Raw genomic sequence first — 15,012 nt, 5'->3', positions numbered from 1 at the left:
AAAAGAGAACCGGGGTTCTGGCGTTTACGCGTGCGAAAAACGCTCAAGCAAACGCGCTCAAAGCTGAACTTGCTTTAAGCGCATCGACACAAGCAACCCCCGGCTGATCAAATCAGCCGATCAAATCCCCCAAACCGCTGCTCCACAAAGCCGTGAAGCCAGCTCTCAGGCAAAACCAGCTCAATGCCTGCGGCGTACGCGATCCAGCACGTGATGCTCTGACAGCCAGTGGTGCATCATGCCCTCGCCGTTATGCTCCCGGCGATAGGCCTTCGATTCGAAAATCGATAGCCCCAGCAGCACGAGCAGCCCGACAGCGAGCCCGATCAGTCCAGCGATAGTTTCGGCATCCATGGCAGCCTCCTTGGTTCGCAGCCATCTCCTTATCTTAGGACAGCAATGCGCGGGAAAAAATAGCTGTGTGCGCAAGCCGCCAGATCGGTCAGGCAGGCGCTAGACTGTTGCGCGGCAACATTTCTTGAAGGAGTTTGTGCTGATGTCACGAGCCTGGCTGGCCATTGCGATGGCCGCATTGCTTTCCGCTTGCGCCAACGATACGACGAACAAGCATCATGGGCCTCCGCCTCACGATCCGCCTGATTATCACGGCGTGCCGACGGATGACCGTCCGCCCACGATGATCGACGCACCGCAGCCGGCGCAATAACGTCGGGCAAAAAACAGGCGCCTTAGGGCGCCTGTTGCACTTCCAGCGGTGTGATCGTGCCGGTGACACGCCCAAGCATCGGCATCAGCGTGAGACCGCGTGCTGCCATGAAGATCAGCAGCGCGACCCAAAGACCGTGGTTACCAAACGGCCCCACGAGCGTCCAGGAGGCGACGAGGAAGATCGCCAGGGAAACGGCCATCGCCTGCATCAGCTCACGCGTGCGCGTAGCGCCGATAAAGACACCGTCGAGCAGGAAGCCCCAAACGGAGACGAGCGGTGAGAGCGCCGCCCAAGGAAGGAACGAGAGCGCCGCGGCACGTACGGCGGGCTGGTCGGTCAACTTGTCGATGATCCATGCACCGCCGGCCCAGTAGACCAGCGAAAAACCGAGCGCGCCCAACGCCGACCAAAGCAGATTGACCTTCACCGCTTGCCGGAATGCATGACGATCGCGTGCGCCGATGGCCGCGCCGACCAGCGCTTCCGCGGCATGTGCGAACCCATCGAGCCCATAGGCCATAAAGGTCTGAAAATTGAGCAGCAGGGCGTTGGCCGCGAGAACAGCGTCGCCTTGCCGCGCGCCCACGTGCGCAAACCACGCGAACGAGCCGAGCAGGCACATCGTGCGCAGAAAGATGTCGCGATTGATGACCACGAGGCGCTTGAGCGCAGCGGCTTCGGTGAGCGAATGCCACGCAAGCGGAGCGAGCCCACGCGGACGCAGCCGCCACAATACCGCTGCGCCGAACACAAAACCCACTGTATCGGCGGTTGCAGTCGCAGCGCCGATCCCGGCGATGCCCCAGCCAAAACCATAGACGAACGCGAGCACGGCGATCACGTTGACGAGATTGATCAGCACCTGTGCGGCGAGCGCAATGCGCACGCGCTGCGTACCCAGCAGATAACCGAGCACGACATAGTTCGCCAGCGCAAACGGAGCCGATCCGATGCGCGCATGACAATACGACTGCGCATTGCGCTGCACTTCGTCGCTGCCGCCAATGAGCTCCAGCGCATAGCGAATCAGCGGCGCCTGCACGAGCAGAATGAGCGCGCCGATACCGAACGCGAGCAGCATCGCGCGCACGACGTTCAGGCGCAATGCCGCAAGATCGCCAGCACCGTGCGACTGGGCCACGAGCCCCGTCGTGCCCATGCGCAGGAAGCCGAAGCCCCAGAACACGAAGTTAAAGAAGAGCCCGCCGAGCGCGACGCCGCCAAGATCCGCAGCGCTGCCCAGGTGCCCGGCGACGGCCGTATCGACAGCGCCAAGAATCGGTTGTGTGAGATTCGCGAGAACGATGGGAAACGCGAGCATCAGCACGCGCCGATGCCAGCCACCGTTTGTTGGCAGCGCCTGCGCGCCGCTCAACTGCGTTCCTGCACGCAGACCCAGGGCGAGACCACGACGGCCCAGAGTTCGGGCTTGCGCTCGGCGTAGTCGGCGGCAGTTTCGGACTGCATCCGCTCGACATGACCGGCGGACAGCCATTGCGCGACCTGCGTACCGTCGTCGCTGGCGATGGCTTCGGCGACGCTCACGAGATCGAGGTCGCGCGCCACGGACAGCAGCTTGCCTTGCGCGAAGAATCGTTCAAGATCCTGCCAGTCGATCTTGGCGGTTTCGCCGAGCAGCTTGGCGTAGAGGGAACTGGGGGTAGCGTCGTCGGTAGTCATGATTCTGAGCCTGAAGGTGCGGCCGATACTATAAACGATACGTCGCACCGGGCCGCGTCGCCAGGAGAAGGGCGTGTGCGTCGCAAGCGCGTTCACCGTGTCGGAAGATCGAATGCACGGGTGATGAAATGCGAATAATCGGACAAATAACGCTTTAAAGAAGACAGTCAAACAGGCATTAAACCGCCGTCGACAAAGCCAATACGAGTGTTTCAAAAATCCCACTTGCGCTGTTAATTGCGCTCATACGTGCGTTTGCACACCAAATGACAGACTGCCCGCGAGCGCTCAAAACGGCCTGATGCAATGCGACAGAAAGCGCTCCCACAAGCCGATTCCTGGCACTTTTCAAGAATGGGCAAAAGCCCGTCCATCAAGCGTTTGCGACGATTTCCAGTGATTGCGCGAAGCGCGCTGCAATGCGTATTTCTATGCGCGAATATGGCGATGTCCGCACGACGATTCGGCATCGGGAATTGTTACGATTCACAAACCGTGCGCCGCGTCACATTTTCCGTTCAATTAAGTGATTGCGCCGTGTGGGGGGCGTTGATAGATTGCCATTCGGCGCATGGTAAACCGGTCCTTTGCCGATATGCGCCAAACCCCCGTTAGCCCGGCGCCATGCCGGGCTTTTTTTCTTTCGGAGATCGAAGAGCATTCACCGCGTAGACGAATCGCACTTCGATCCAGGGCGATCAGCGTGGCGGAAGGTCGCGCGCCGGATCGATCGAGCGGCCCTGATAGCGCAGCTCGAAATGCAGCATGACGCGGTCGTTGTCGCTGCTGCCCATCTCAGCGATCTTCTGGCCTTGAGCGACGGCCTGACCTTCCTTCACGAAGAGCGCCTGATTGTGCGCGTAGGCCGTGAGGTAGTCCTTGTCGTGCTTGATGATGAGCAGATTGCCGTAGCCGCGCAGGCCGTTGCCTGCATAGACGACCGTGCCGGGCGCTGCCGCAACGACAGGCGTGCCCGCGCTGCTGACGATGTCAATGCCCTTCGAGTCGCGGCCGTCGAAGTTGCGGATCACCTGGCCGCTGCTCGGCCAGACCAGCGAAATCGGCGCGGCGGCAGCGGTCGACACGGCGGGTGCTGCGGCGTCGGCGCTGCTATCGCGCGGCGTCGAGGCCGCAGCGGCAGCCGATGAAGACGAACGCGGCACCGTGCGCTGCGCGCCAGCCGACGAACCGGCAGGCGGCGAGACGCGCAGCACCTGGCCGACTTCGATCGCATCCGGGTTCGACAGATTGTTCCAGCGCACGATGCTCGACACCGACTGCCGGTTGCTGCGCGCGATCTTGTAGAGCGTGTCGCCGCGTTCAACGCGATAGAAGCCTGGGCCGACCGGCGCCGAACCGCATGCAGTGAGCAGCGCGACGAGCGCCGCACATGCGAAACGTTTGAATCCCCGGATGTTTTCCTTTCCCAACGTTGAACCTCGCTAGACGCTGCCGGCGACGCGCCTGAGGAGCGTGCCGCGACGGCAAAGCGTTCGATTTTAGCGGGTTTGAAGCCGAACTTGCGCTATCAACCGACGAATCGCCTGATCCGCCACGGCCCGGCGCATCGACCGGACGCTCGTGCAGGCTCGTCAGGCCCGCCCGTCAGCCGAGCGATTCGACGCGCAGTTGCAGCGTGGCCGATTCAGTTGCCCCTGGCGCGAGCCAGCGCAGGCCCAGGCCGTTGTGGATCGCATCGGGCAGGCCGAGCCACGGCTCGACGCAGTAGAAGTCGGAATCGGCCGCTTCCGTCCACGTCGTCACGGCGTACCAAGGCAGCGAGTCCCGACGGTCGAGGTCGATCGTCACGGCGCGCTTGAGGCCGGGCGTGACGAAGCGAACGGGCGTCGCAGGCGGCGTCGGCTGAAGCACATGGAAACGGTCGATGATCCCCGCGTCGTCGACTCGGTATTGCGTCTCGCCCTGTTCGGGCGCGCTGATTGAACCGTCGGGCAACTGGTGGCGGCGCAACGCGGGCGGCATCTCGACCGTGCTCTGCGCGCGCTGGTCGTGCGGCAGCTCGAAATAGAAGTGATGGCCCGCGTACCAGGGCAGCGGCGTGTCGCCGGTATTGGTGGCCGTGAGCGTGACGTCGAGCGCGTGATCGTCGGCGAGACGGTAGACGGCCTCGAAGCGGAACGCATACGGATAACCCGCGCGCGTGGCCGGCGAATCCGTGAGCGTCATGCGCACGCCGCGACCGTCAGGATCGACCTCGGCGGAGAAGGGCAGGTCGCGGGCAAAACCGTGCGTCGGCAGATCGTGCGCGACACCCTGCGCATCGCGCCAGCGGCCAATCTGGCCATCGACGAAATGGCGTCCGAGAAACGGAAACAGCAGCGGATTGCCGCCTCGCACGCGCGCGGGCTGCTCCCAGTTCGCGTTCCCGGGCCAACGGATCACGGGTTCGCCATCGACGTGCCAGGACAGCAGGCGACCGCCGGCCCACGGCGCGAAACGCAGCGTCGAAGCACCGCTGATGAGTTCAAGGATGTCGTGCGGGGGACGGTTTTCCATGTCGTTGCGTCGCGAGAAGGTTGAGAGGGAAGGAGAGGCGCGGGAGGCGGTAACGCCTGGCCCGGCGGCGTCGAACGATTGTGCGCTGCTTTCGGATGCGTGAAAACCCTCGTCGGGAAATCGTGGGTGTTGCTCGGAATCCCATCCCCTCATAATCGGTTTCAAATGTGTGACCGTGCGTAACCGCACGTTTCCATATGTAGCAACAACGAAGCAACGTAGCCATCAAGAAGGAGGGCGCAAAGATGGATCTCGCAATGGCCATGGGAATGGGACTGTTCAGCCTGTTCATCGGAAGCAGCGCGTACTTCTTTTACAAAATGGCGCGTTAGGCGCGCACGGATTTCGCAGCCGGCGCCACGCTGGCTGCGTCACTAGCCCTACTTCTTTCGATAGTCTTTCGCCGGCCTTCAGGCCGGTTTCCGCACGAATCCCACCTGCTTGCAAATCGGGCCGCCTTGCGCGGCTATCGGCGTTTCGCTGCCTTGCGACTGCCTGCCGCTGCGTTTGCACACGTACACCCGTCTCGCTTAGCGCAGCCTTATTTTGTTGCGGTGCGGTAACTTTTCCGACAAATGCGGCTTGAAGCTTGGCGCTGCAATTCGGGCCAGGCATAATCGGGGCGCTTTGCCGCGCCGTCCGCGCGATGGTGCGGCGTTCCGTCTAAACCCTTCCGAGGATCCCCCGCGTGAGTCTCTCGTTCCTGCTGTTTCTGAGCGTCCTGCAAGGCGTCACAGAACTCTTTCCGGTCAGTAGTCTTGGCCACACGCTGCTCGTGCCGGCGCTGTTCGGCATGCATATCGACAAGCATGCGCCGCAACTGCTGCCGTTCCTCGTCGCGCTGCACCTCGGCACCGCCGTCGCGCTGCTGTGGTATTTCCGCGCGCGCTGGGTCGCGCTGATCAGCGGCTTTTTCGCCTCGCTCGGCGGACGCAAGAACGACGACGGCCACATGATGTGGGCGCTCATCATCGGCACGATCCCGACGGGCATCGTCGGCCTCGTGCTCGAAAAGCGCATCGAAGCGATCTTCCACGACCTGCGCATCGTTGCCGCCGCGCTGATGGTGAACGGCGTGCTGCTGTGGTTCGGCGACCGCCTGCAACAGGCGCGCGCGCATCGTGCACCCGAAAAGCTCACGTTCCGTCAGGCGTTCCTGGTCGGCCTCGCGCAGATTGGCGCGCTGATTCCGGGTTTCTCGCGCAGCGGCCTGACGATGATCGCGGGCAACGCCGCCGGTCTCACGACGGAAAAGGCCGCTGAATTCTCGTTCCTGCTCGGTACGCCGATCATTTTTGCCGCAGGCGTGCTTGAGCTGCCGAAGCTGTTCCACGCGCGCGACCAGCTCACGACGGCGCTTGTCGGTGGCGTGCTGACCGGCATTGCAGCGTGGCTCAGCGTGAAGTTCCTGATGCGCTATTTCGAAGGCCGCGGCCGTCTGGCGTCGTTCGGTCTGTACTGCGTGATCGCGGGCGCGATCTTCCTCGGCTGGTTTGTGATGCATCCGCAACCGGTTTGATTCAGGTGAGTGTCGCGTAGGGCGCGGCCACGGCGCGTGGACGATCGCGGTATAATCCACGCCCGTTGTTGCCCACGAGGCATGAATTGCCTGTCTCGCAGCCTGCAACACGCAGTTTTCCAACGCGACAGTAGCTCAGCTGGATAGAGCATCGGCCTTCTAAGCCGAGGGTCGGGGGTTCGAGCCCCTCCTGTCGCGCCAAACAAAAAAGCCCGCATTTAGCGGGCTTTTTGCTTTCTGGGGCTTCGGCTTATTGCCCCGACTTCCCGGTCGATCCGTCGTCCAGCTCCAAGCGGCGGCCATTTTTCGCGAGTCGGCTCGTCTGCACCCAACCCTCGACTTTCTCGCCGGTTTTCGGATTGACGTAAGTGACCGAAGTAAACGCCGCATAGTCATCCTGCGGAACCAGCTCGTCTCCCGGAATGACGAACACGCCCTTCATCTCACAGTCGTCCGCCGGGGCATAGAGGAACTGCAAACGGCCAACACCGGTGACGGTGTAGTTGGATTGCGCGAGCTCGTACGGAACGCTGTCTTTGGCGGCTTCGTCGTTGATGGCCGCGCATCGGGCCGACTGCTGGGCCGGATACGGCTTGCCATTGACGCTCTGGGCGAATGACGGACTGGCTGCCGTGACGGCAAGGATGGCTCCCAACGCGACCATGTGTTTCATTACGACCTGGTTCCCCGGTTTATGCAAAGCCGCTAGATTAGCCTGTTATCTCACAAACTCAAGCGGCCATTTTCACCTGCACCAGCACTGCATCCTTCAACCGCACCAGCCGCTCGCGAAAGGTAAAAGGCTTCTCGATGCCCGCGATCCGCAATGCCGGTGCGCTGCCGCGCCCGATCACCAGCGTCCCATAGTCGAAAACGCCGCCCATCGGCCCCTGGCGCACATGCACGCGCCGCACTTCGCCGAGATCGAACATCACCCGTCGCGGCCTGAAAATCCCAAACGTGGCGATCAGGCGCCGGCGCGTCAAAGCCAGCTGCGTCGTCAGCAGCAGGGCGACCACTCCGCCAAACATCAGCAACCCGCCGCCAAACAGAAACACGGCAGAAAAAGCCGCATCGCCGAGACATCCCACCAGCACGCCCCAAATCATCATCACGATGCCGAGCGTGAGCCAGGGCCCCATCGCCCACATGCTCAAGTGGCCCTCATAAACGACCCGCTCGCCGGGCGGCAATGTCGATTCCACGCGCCTCATTCTTGACCTCCATCAATAACTGCCTAAGCAACTAAATTCAGATTAGGCGATGAAGAGGGCAGAGAACTGTGGTCAAAGGTCGCGTTCGAAGCCTGCTTCAAACTTCAGCAGCCGGTAACGCGGAAAAAAATAGGGCAGCCCGAAGGCTGCCCGAGAAGAAAGCTGGACGTACCCTGATGTCCAGCCATCGATGGCCGTGTCGGCTTACAGCTTCAGGTCGAGTGCGTTGGTCAGGTCGCCCATCGCCTGGCCGCCGTTGCTCTCGAGCGCGGTGTCGCGGGCGCTCAGGCCCGGCAGCGTCGGCAGCGCGAAGCGGCGCGTGATCAGGCGCAGGATCGAGGTCGTGTCGTACTGCGTGTGATCGACGAAACCCTTCTTCGCATACGGCGAGATGACGAGCGCCGGAATACGCGAACCCGGGCCCCAACGGTCGCCCTTCGGCGGTGCGACGTGATCCCAGAAGCCGCCGTTTTCGTCGTAGGTCACCACGACGACCATGTCCTTCCACTGCGGGCTCTTTTGCAGGTGCGAGATGACATCGGCGATGTGCTGGTCGCCGCTGGCCACATCGGTGTAGCCCGCGTGTTCGTTCAGGTTGCCCTGCGGCTTGTAGAACGACACGGCCGGCAGCGTGCCCGCGTCGATCGCCTTGATGAACTCGCTGCCGTCCATGCCGCCGTCCAGCAGGTGAGCCGTGCGCGCGGCGGTGCCCGGCGCGAAGTTCGTGAAGTAATTGAACGGCTGGTGGTGCGGCTGGAAGTTCGGCGCCGTCATGTTCGCGCCGTAGATCACGTTCGACGTGCTGTTCTGCACCGCGCTCACGGCCGCGCCCCATGCGCCGCCGTACCACGCCCACGTCACGCCCGCGTTCGAGAGCAGGTCGCCGATGGTCTGCGACGTCTGCGGCGGCAGCGTCGAGGCGTTGTTCGGGTCGGCCAGGTTGGCGTCGCCGCCCGACGCCGCTGCGTTGCCGCTCGGCTGGTACGGCGGCTGCATCGTGTTGACCGCGTAGAAGTCGGGCGTGAGGTTGCCCGACTTCACGAACTTCGGCACGCCGGTCAGCGCCGACGCCGGCGAGTTCGACGCGAGCGTGAGCGACACGCCATCGGCGTTGACCGTCGAGATCGCGGGCTTGGCGGCGGCCGTACTGGCGTTCGCGTAGAACGGCGTGCATGCGCAGATCAGCCACTGGTGGTTCAGGAACGAGCCGCCGAACGCGCCCATGAAGAAGTTATCGGCAAGCGTGTATTGCTGGGCGATCTTCCACAGCGGCAGCTTTTCGGCGCTGGTCGTGTAGTGGCCCATCACGAGACCGCCCGAATCGCCGTAGGCAGCGAACATGTCGTTCTTGCCGCCGTGAATCTGCATCTGGTTCTCGTAGAAGCGGTGGTACAGGTCGCGCGTCGTCGTCGAGAGCGGGACGTTATAGCCCTTCGGATCGTCGATCGCGAACGGCGCATTCGCCATGTTCTCGGTCATCGCGGCGGTGATCGCGGGCGTGACGCCGGTTTGCGTGAGGCCGTTCCAGACCGTCGGCAGCGTGGCGAGCACGGAGCCGTCGCGGTCGAGCTGCTGGGCGCTCGCGGCCGTCACGTTCTGCAAGCCGTTGGCGTTGGGGAAGCTGCCGTAGAGGTTGTCGAAGCTGCGGTTCTCGGCGTAAATCACGACGATGTTCTTCACCGACGCCAGGCCGGGTTTAACGTCGTTGCCGCCGCACGCGGCAACGGCAAGGGCCGCTGCGGCTGCTGCGATCGGCGTCGCATAGAACCATTTTTTCTTGATCATTTTTTCTCTCTCGCGTTGGGGTCCCCTGAGCCGGCGCGAAAGGAGCGCCTGCCGTTGGGCGAGGCGAAGTGTCTCAGCGGAATTTGACAGCTATGTGTAATTAATTACATTTAGCTTTTCTAATCCATGTAATTACATGACGTCTACATTACGTTGCGTCATCTGATCGTCATATCGCTGACATACGCTTTCGCGACTTCGATGCGTGAGGACGCGCGTCGGCAAAACGCGGTGCACGCGCGTCTGGCTGCGCGCGCCGCCCTGTTCCGGGGATCAGTTCATGTTGCGTAGATTGGCGCGTCGCCCGACGCGGATTCGGACTCACGCGCGCACGGCGCGGCGGATGCTGGCGGCAGTCGTGCTGGCGACGCTGGCGGCTTGCGATGGCGGCGCTTCGCAGGCCGAGGGCGGTAACGATGCGCGCGCTCGCGACGCGAATGCCGACGGCAGCAACGGCGCGAAGCTGATGAAAATATCGACGAACGCCGCCGCAGTGCCATCGGCAGTTCCATCGGCAGCGTCTCACGGCCAGTCGCGCGCCGAAGTCTACGCACAGGTGCGCCGCATGACGGCGCTCGGCAAGCAGATGTTCTTCGATCCGTCGCTGTCGGGCTCGGGCAAGATGTCGTGCGCGACCTGCCACAGTCCCGATCGCGCGTTCACGCCCACGAATGCGCTCGACGTGCAGATCGGCGGCGCGGACATGCACCGGCCCGGCATGCGCGCGGTGCCGACGCTCAAGTATCTGCAAGCGGTTCCGGCGTTCTCCGAGCACTATCACGATTCCGACGACGAAGGCGACGAAAGCGTCGATGCTGGCCCGACCGGCGGTCTGACATGGGACGGGCGCGTCGATCACGGCGCGGACCAGGCGCGCATTCCGCTGCTCTCGACGTTCGAAATGGCGAGCACGCCGCGCAAGGTCACGGCCGCCGTGCGCGCGGCGCCGTATGCGAACGCGTTTCGCGAAGCGTTTGGCGAGCACATCTTCGATGACGAGGATGCGACCTTCAAGGCCGTGCTGAAGTCGCTCGAAACCTTCGAGCAGGCGCCCGAAGTTTTCTATCCGTATTCGAGCAAGTACGACGCGTATCTCGCGGGCAAGGCCACGCTCACGTCCGCGGAGCTGCGCGGTTTGCAACTGTTCAACGACGAGAAGAAGGGCAATTGCGCGAGCTGCCACATCAGCCAGCGCGCGAAGGACGGATCGCCGCCGCAGTTCAGCGACTTCGGCTTGATCGCCGTGGGCGTGCCGCGCAATCGCGCGCTCGCCGTGAATCGCGATCCACGCTTTTTCGATCTGGGCGCTTGCGGGCCGGAGCGCACCGACCTCGATCATCGCGCGGAGTTTTGTGGCCTGTTCCGTACGCCGACGTTACGCAACGTCACGCTCAAGAAGAGTTTCTTCCACAACGGCATTTATCACTCGCTGGAAGACGTGATGCGCTTTTACTCGCGGCGCGACACGAATCCGCAGGAGTTCTATCCGGTGGCGAAGGGGCGGGTGCAGAAGTTCGACGATTTGCCGCGCCAGTATTGGAGCAACCTGAATACCGATGCGCCGTTCGACCGCAAACCTGGCGACGCGCCGGTCTATACCGAGGCGGAAATCAAGGACGTGATCGCGTTTCTGGGCACGCTCACGGACGGTTGGCAGCCCGCGGCGCATTGAAGCGGCAGGCGTCGCCCTTTAGATTCCGGCGATCAGAAGACAGGTTACCGTGAGGATAACGAACGAAATGAGCAGGCAGACGGTGCCGCCGCGCAGCACGGTTTCGGGCCAGCGCGGCGCATCGTCGAAACGCACCGCGAGGTGCGGCGTCGAATGATCGGCCTGCGGGACATGCGTATGGTGCGCAATCAGCGACATCAGGCCGATGCACAGCAAGGCCAGCATGACCGCAAAAAGACGGAGTGCGATGGCGTATGTCATGGCGGAAAGCTCCTTTACGTGCATAAGCAGATGACAACGAAAGCTTATGGTTTCGCTGTCAGACGCTCCATCGGAGCACTCCTAAAACTCCACGACAGAACCAGGAAAGCGCGCCCGCCTTGCTGGCCAGGGAGCGGGCCAAACGTAGGCAAACGTAGGCAAACGTGGACAAATGACGGGCAGATGCGGGCGGATACGAGCAGACGCGCGCGGCAAAAATAGGGCGCGTGCTATTCTTTTCGAGATGATTTGACGAAAGTGCCGCCCCCTTGCCCTTCCAGGAGAACGTTCGAATGCCGACCTTGTCCCGTGTTCTGTCCGGCGCCGCCGCTCTGTGCGCCGTGGCGCTCGTGCCGGCCGCGCAGGCCGCCAACCTTGGCTTTCTCAACGACACGCCCGCTGCGTGGATGAAGCAGGCCGACTACAACTCGCTCACCCAGGCCGTGCGCGATGCGGTCGCCACGAAGCAGGATGGCGAGACCGTCAACTGGAACAACGACGGGCTGCGCAATCCGGTGAAGATCGACGCGACCATCACGCCCACCAAAACAGAAAAGGACGGCGACAAGACCTGCCGCGACTCGGACGTGGTGGTCAACGCCAAGGGCCAGTCGATGAAGTTGCATCCGCAGTTCTGCCGTGTCGGCGAAGGCGCCTGGGTCTACCAGAAGAAGCATTGAGGGCGCGGTGACAGGCAAGATCGTTTCATGCGGCATCGTGCTGCTCGATGCGCAGGGCCGCGTGTTGCTCGCCCATGCGACGGGCACCGGCCATTGGGATATACCGAAGGGGCAGGGCGAGCCCGGCGAAACCGAGGCGCAAAGCGCGTTGCGCGAGATGGTCGAGGAGACGGGCATCGCCATCGATGCCGCGCGTCTCGTCGATCTCGGGCGTTTTGCGTATCGGCGCGACAAGGATCTGCACTTGTTCGCCACGCGTGCGCTGGAGAGCGAACTCGACCTGTCGCGCTGCGTGTGCGTGTCGATGTTTCCGCGCCGCCACGACGGCGTGATGATTCCCGAAATGGACGCGTGGCGCTGGACGGCGCCCGCCGACGTCGACCAGTTCGCGAGCCGCAGTCTTGCGCGGCTGTTCGCGACGACGCTTTCGCTGGCGGCGTTGCACGAACGGGTCTAGCGACCAAAAAAAAGCCCTGCAAATGCAGGGCTTTTTGTTTTAGGCGACGCGTGCGCGGGCTTACTTGCCCCAGCTGTCGCGCAGGCCGACGATGCGGTTGAACACCGGCGCGCCCGGCTTCGAGTCGTAGCGGTCGGCGACAAAGTAGCCGTGACGCTCGAACTGGAAGCGGTCTTCCGGCGCTGCGTTGCGCGCATGCGGCTCGACGTAGGCCTGGACGACGCGCTTGGAGTTCGGGTTCAGCGCGTCGAGGAAGTCGCGACCGCCCGCGTCCGGCTGCTCTTCGCGGAACAGGCGGTCGTAGAGGCGCACTTCGGCCGGCACGGCGTTGTCGGCGCTGATGAACTGGATCGTGCCCTTGACCTTGTAGTTGCTCGCGCCTTCGGTGCCCGATTTGCTGTCGGGGAAGTAGTTGCAATGCACGGCGACGATATTGCCGTCGGCGTCCTTCTCCGCGCCCGTGCATTCGACGACGAAGCCGTATTTCAGGCGCACCTTGTTGCCCGGGAACAGGCGGAAATAGCCCTTGGGCGGCGTTTCCTGGAAGTCCTCGCGCTCGATCCACAGCTCGCGCGAGAACGTGAATTCGCGGTTGCCGCGCTCCGGATGATGCGGATGCACCGGCGCGCTGCACAGCTCGGACTGGCCTTCGGGGTAGTTGTCGACGATCAGCTTGAGCGGATCGAGCACGGCGGTCGCGCGCGGCGCCTTGTCGTCGAGATCGTCGCGCAGCGCGCCTTCGAACACGCTCATGTCGATCCACGAATCCACCTTGGTCACGCCGATGCGCTCGCAGAACAGCTTGATTGCATCGGGCGTGAAGCCGCGGCGGCGCACGCCGACGATGGTCGGCATACGCGGATCGTCCCAGCCGTCGACGTGATTTTCGGTCACGAGTTGCAGCAGCTTGCGCTTGCTGGTGATCGCATACGTGAGGTTCAGGCGCGAGAATTCGATCTGTTGCGGCAGCGGACGCGCGAACACGCCGGCGTCGGCCAGTTCGTTGAGCACCCAGTCGTACAGCGGGCGGTGATCTTCGAACTCCAGCGTGCACAGCGAATGCGTAATGCCTTCGAGCGCATCCGAAATGCAGTGCGTGTAGTCGTACATCGGATACACGCACCACTTGTCGCCCGTGCGGTAGTGGTGGGCGAAACGGATACGGTAAATGACCGGGTCGCGCAGATTGAAGTTCGGCGCGGCCATGTCGATCTTCGCGCGCAGCACGTGCGCGCCTTCCTCGAACTCGCCGGCCTTCATGCGGCGGAACAGGTCGAGGTTTTCCTCGACCGAGCGATCGCGGAACGGCGAATTCTTGCCCGCTTCCGTGGCCGAGCCGCGGTTCGCGCGCATCTCTTCCGGCGACTGGCTGTCCACGTAGGCACGGCCGCGCTGGATCAGCAGTTCGGCGAACTCATAGAGCTTGTCGTAGTAGTCGCTCGCGTAGAAGAGGTATTCCTTCTCTTCCTTCTTCCACTCGAAGCCGAGCCAGGTGACCGCGTCGATGATCGAGTCGACGTATTCGACGCTTTCCTTTTCCGGATTCGTGTCGTCGAAACGCAGATGGCACACGCCGTCGTAGCGCTGCGCAACGCCGAAGTTCAGGCAGATGCTCTTTGCGTGGCCGATGTGCAGATAGCCGTTCGGTTCCGGCGGGAAGCGCGTTTCCACGCGCTGCGCCCACTTGCCCGAGCGGTTATCGTCGTCGATGATGTTGCGGATGAAATTGGATGCCTCAGGCGCGTCCGTGCGGTCGGCGTCTTTACGTTCGGTATTCATGCGAAAAGGGAAGTCGTTCGAGGGCGCGGTGCAAGTGGCCAGCCTGTCGGCGGGGCGAATGTCCTTGAAGTCCTTGACGGTTCGACCCTGCCGAAGCCACACCGGGCGCCAGTGGTGTCTTCCATTCTACCTGACGCGACCTTTCCCGCCAGTCCAGGCGCTGGGGTGTCGCATCGGCCTCACTTCGACGGAGAAAAAATGACGATGAGCGAACCGCGCGTGCTGGTGCTGCCAGGCTACATGAACTCGGGGCCGGGACACTGGCAGACGCGCTGGGAGGCCGCGCACGCGGGCTTTGAGCGCCTGCAGATGCCCGACTGGATGCATCCGGACTGCGACGCGTGGTGTGCCGTGCTCGAAGCGGCGCTCGCGCGGGAAGCGGGAGGCGAGGGCAGCGTGCTGCTGGCGGCGCACAGCCTGGGCTGCCTGACGGTGGCGCATTGGGGCGCGCGCCACGCGAGCGCCGCGACCCGCGCGAAAGTGGCGGGCGCGCTACTGGTGGCGCTGCCTGACCCGCGTGGCCCCGAATTCCCGCGTGACGCGCGCGACTTCGATCCGGTGCCGCTGGCCGCGCTGCCGTTTGCGAGCATCGTCGTCGCGAGTACCGACGATCCCTACGGCGGCGTGGCGTTTTCGCAGCAATGCGCCAAGGCGTGGGGCAGCCGCTGGATGGACGTGGGTGCGCGCGGCCACATCAACGCGGAAAGCGGCCTGGCCGACTGGCCGCAGGGCTTCGACTGGCTGATGTCGATGAAACCGGCGGCAGTGGCTTAAATCA

At 63.2% G+C, this 15,012-nt stretch carries 16 protein-coding genes and 1 tRNA gene; 7 read left to right on the top strand and 10 right to left on the bottom strand.

The window, feature by feature from the left end:
- Positions 1-180: 180 nt before the first annotated feature.
- On the bottom strand, positions 181-354 hold the full coding sequence (locus tag BBA01S_RS47485; RefSeq protein WP_167335998.1) for a hypothetical protein: 174 nt from the start codon (positions 352-354) through the stop codon (positions 181-183).
- Between the two features lie 142 nt (positions 355-496).
- Between BBA01S_RS47485 and BBA01S_RS47480 the strand changes: the two genes are divergently transcribed.
- Positions 497-667 carry a hypothetical protein gene (locus BBA01S_RS47480; protein WP_167335997.1) on the top strand — a complete coding sequence of 57 codons (171 nt, stop codon included), beginning with the start codon at positions 497-499 and terminating at the stop codon, positions 665-667.
- 22 nt (positions 668-689) lie between these two features.
- Here BBA01S_RS47480 and BBA01S_RS03075 read toward each other — a convergent pair whose 3' ends face one another.
- The 4 genes from BBA01S_RS03075 to BBA01S_RS03060 form a co-directional block, all read right to left on the bottom strand.
- Entirely contained in the window at positions 690-1,991 is a 1,302-nt protein-coding gene (locus tag BBA01S_RS03075) for an MATE family efflux transporter (protein ID WP_174479156.1), read from the bottom strand.
- 50 nt (positions 1,992-2,041) lie between these two features.
- A complete protein-coding gene (locus tag BBA01S_RS47780; protein WP_027815141.1) occupies positions 2,042-2,350 on the bottom strand; it encodes a DUF2288 domain-containing protein in 309 nt (102 codons plus the stop codon).
- 698 nt (positions 2,351-3,048) lie between these two features.
- Positions 3,049-3,780, bottom strand: a complete 732-nt coding sequence (locus BBA01S_RS03065; RefSeq protein ID WP_027815140.1) for a peptidoglycan DD-metalloendopeptidase family protein — start codon at positions 3,778-3,780, stop codon at positions 3,049-3,051.
- Between the two features lie 175 nt (positions 3,781-3,955).
- A complete protein-coding gene (locus BBA01S_RS03060; RefSeq protein ID WP_027815139.1) occupies positions 3,956-4,867 on the bottom strand; it encodes an aldose epimerase family protein in 912 nt (303 codons plus the stop codon).
- Positions 4,868-5,555: 688 nt separating this feature from the next.
- Here BBA01S_RS03060 and BBA01S_RS03050 point away from each other — a divergent pair.
- The gene (locus BBA01S_RS03050) at positions 5,556-6,386 is read left to right on the top strand and encodes an undecaprenyl-diphosphate phosphatase (RefSeq protein ID WP_027815138.1); all 831 of its coding nucleotides are present in this window, start codon (positions 5,556-5,558) and stop codon (positions 6,384-6,386) included.
- Between the two features lie 124 nt (positions 6,387-6,510).
- A tRNA-Arg gene (locus BBA01S_RS03045) sits at positions 6,511-6,587 on the top strand.
- A gap of 49 nt (positions 6,588-6,636) precedes the next feature.
- On the opposite strand, the gene BBA01S_RS39850 is transcribed toward BBA01S_RS03045, so the two are convergent.
- From BBA01S_RS39850 to BBA01S_RS03030, 3 genes are all read right to left on the bottom strand, one after another.
- The gene (locus BBA01S_RS39850; protein WP_156965846.1) at positions 6,637-7,059 is read right to left on the bottom strand and encodes a single stranded DNA-binding domain-containing protein; all 423 of its coding nucleotides are present in this window, start codon (positions 7,057-7,059) and stop codon (positions 6,637-6,639) included.
- Between the two features lie 58 nt (positions 7,060-7,117).
- Complete coding sequence (locus tag BBA01S_RS45085) at positions 7,118-7,591, bottom strand: PH domain-containing protein (protein WP_167335996.1); 474 nt, start codon at positions 7,589-7,591, stop codon at positions 7,118-7,120.
- Positions 7,592-7,804: 213 nt separating this feature from the next.
- Positions 7,805-9,385, bottom strand: a complete 1,581-nt coding sequence (locus BBA01S_RS03030) for an acid phosphatase (protein WP_156965845.1) — start codon at positions 9,383-9,385, stop codon at positions 7,805-7,807.
- 280 nt (positions 9,386-9,665) lie between these two features.
- Here BBA01S_RS03030 and BBA01S_RS03025 point away from each other — a divergent pair, with 280 nt between their 5' ends.
- Complete coding sequence (locus BBA01S_RS03025) at positions 9,666-11,057, top strand: cytochrome-c peroxidase (RefSeq protein WP_084161765.1); 1,392 nt, start codon at positions 9,666-9,668, stop codon at positions 11,055-11,057.
- An 18-nt stretch (positions 11,058-11,075) separates the two neighbouring features.
- Here BBA01S_RS03025 and BBA01S_RS03020 read toward each other — a convergent pair whose 3' ends face one another.
- Entirely contained in the window at positions 11,076-11,318 is a 243-nt protein-coding gene (locus tag BBA01S_RS03020; protein WP_027815135.1) for a hypothetical protein, read from the bottom strand.
- 293 nt (positions 11,319-11,611) lie between these two features.
- On the opposite strand from BBA01S_RS03020, the gene BBA01S_RS03015 reads away from it, so the two are divergent.
- Positions 11,612-11,998: a hypothetical protein gene (locus BBA01S_RS03015; RefSeq protein WP_027815134.1), complete on the top strand. Its 387-nt coding sequence runs from the start codon at positions 11,612-11,614 to the stop codon at positions 11,996-11,998.
- Positions 11,958-12,455 (top strand): NUDIX domain-containing protein, encoded by a 498-nt coding sequence (locus tag BBA01S_RS03010; RefSeq protein ID WP_027815133.1) that lies wholly within the window; start codon positions 11,958-11,960, stop codon positions 12,453-12,455. Before BBA01S_RS03015 ends, BBA01S_RS03010 begins: the two co-directional genes overlap by 41 nt.
- A 60-nt stretch (positions 12,456-12,515) precedes the next feature.
- On the opposite strand, the gene BBA01S_RS03005 is transcribed toward BBA01S_RS03010, so the two are convergent.
- A complete protein-coding gene (locus tag BBA01S_RS03005; RefSeq protein WP_027815132.1) occupies positions 12,516-14,234 on the bottom strand; it encodes a glutamine--tRNA ligase/YqeY domain fusion protein in 1,719 nt (572 codons plus the stop codon).
- A gap of 198 nt (positions 14,235-14,432) precedes the next feature.
- Here BBA01S_RS03005 and BBA01S_RS03000 point away from each other — a divergent pair, with 198 nt between their 5' ends.
- Complete coding sequence (locus BBA01S_RS03000; RefSeq protein ID WP_027815131.1) at positions 14,433-15,008, top strand: RBBP9/YdeN family alpha/beta hydrolase; 576 nt, start codon at positions 14,433-14,435, stop codon at positions 15,006-15,008.
- Positions 15,009-15,012: the final 4 nt, after the last annotated feature.

It is taken from the genome of Paraburkholderia bannensis NBRC 103871, from assembly GCF_000685015.1.
GTDB classification, from domain to species: Bacteria; Pseudomonadota; Gammaproteobacteria; order Burkholderiales; family Burkholderiaceae; genus Paraburkholderia; species Paraburkholderia bannensis.
The sequence above is the reverse complement of the archived record's forward strand: the minus strand, read 5'-3'. Positions and strand labels throughout refer to the sequence as shown.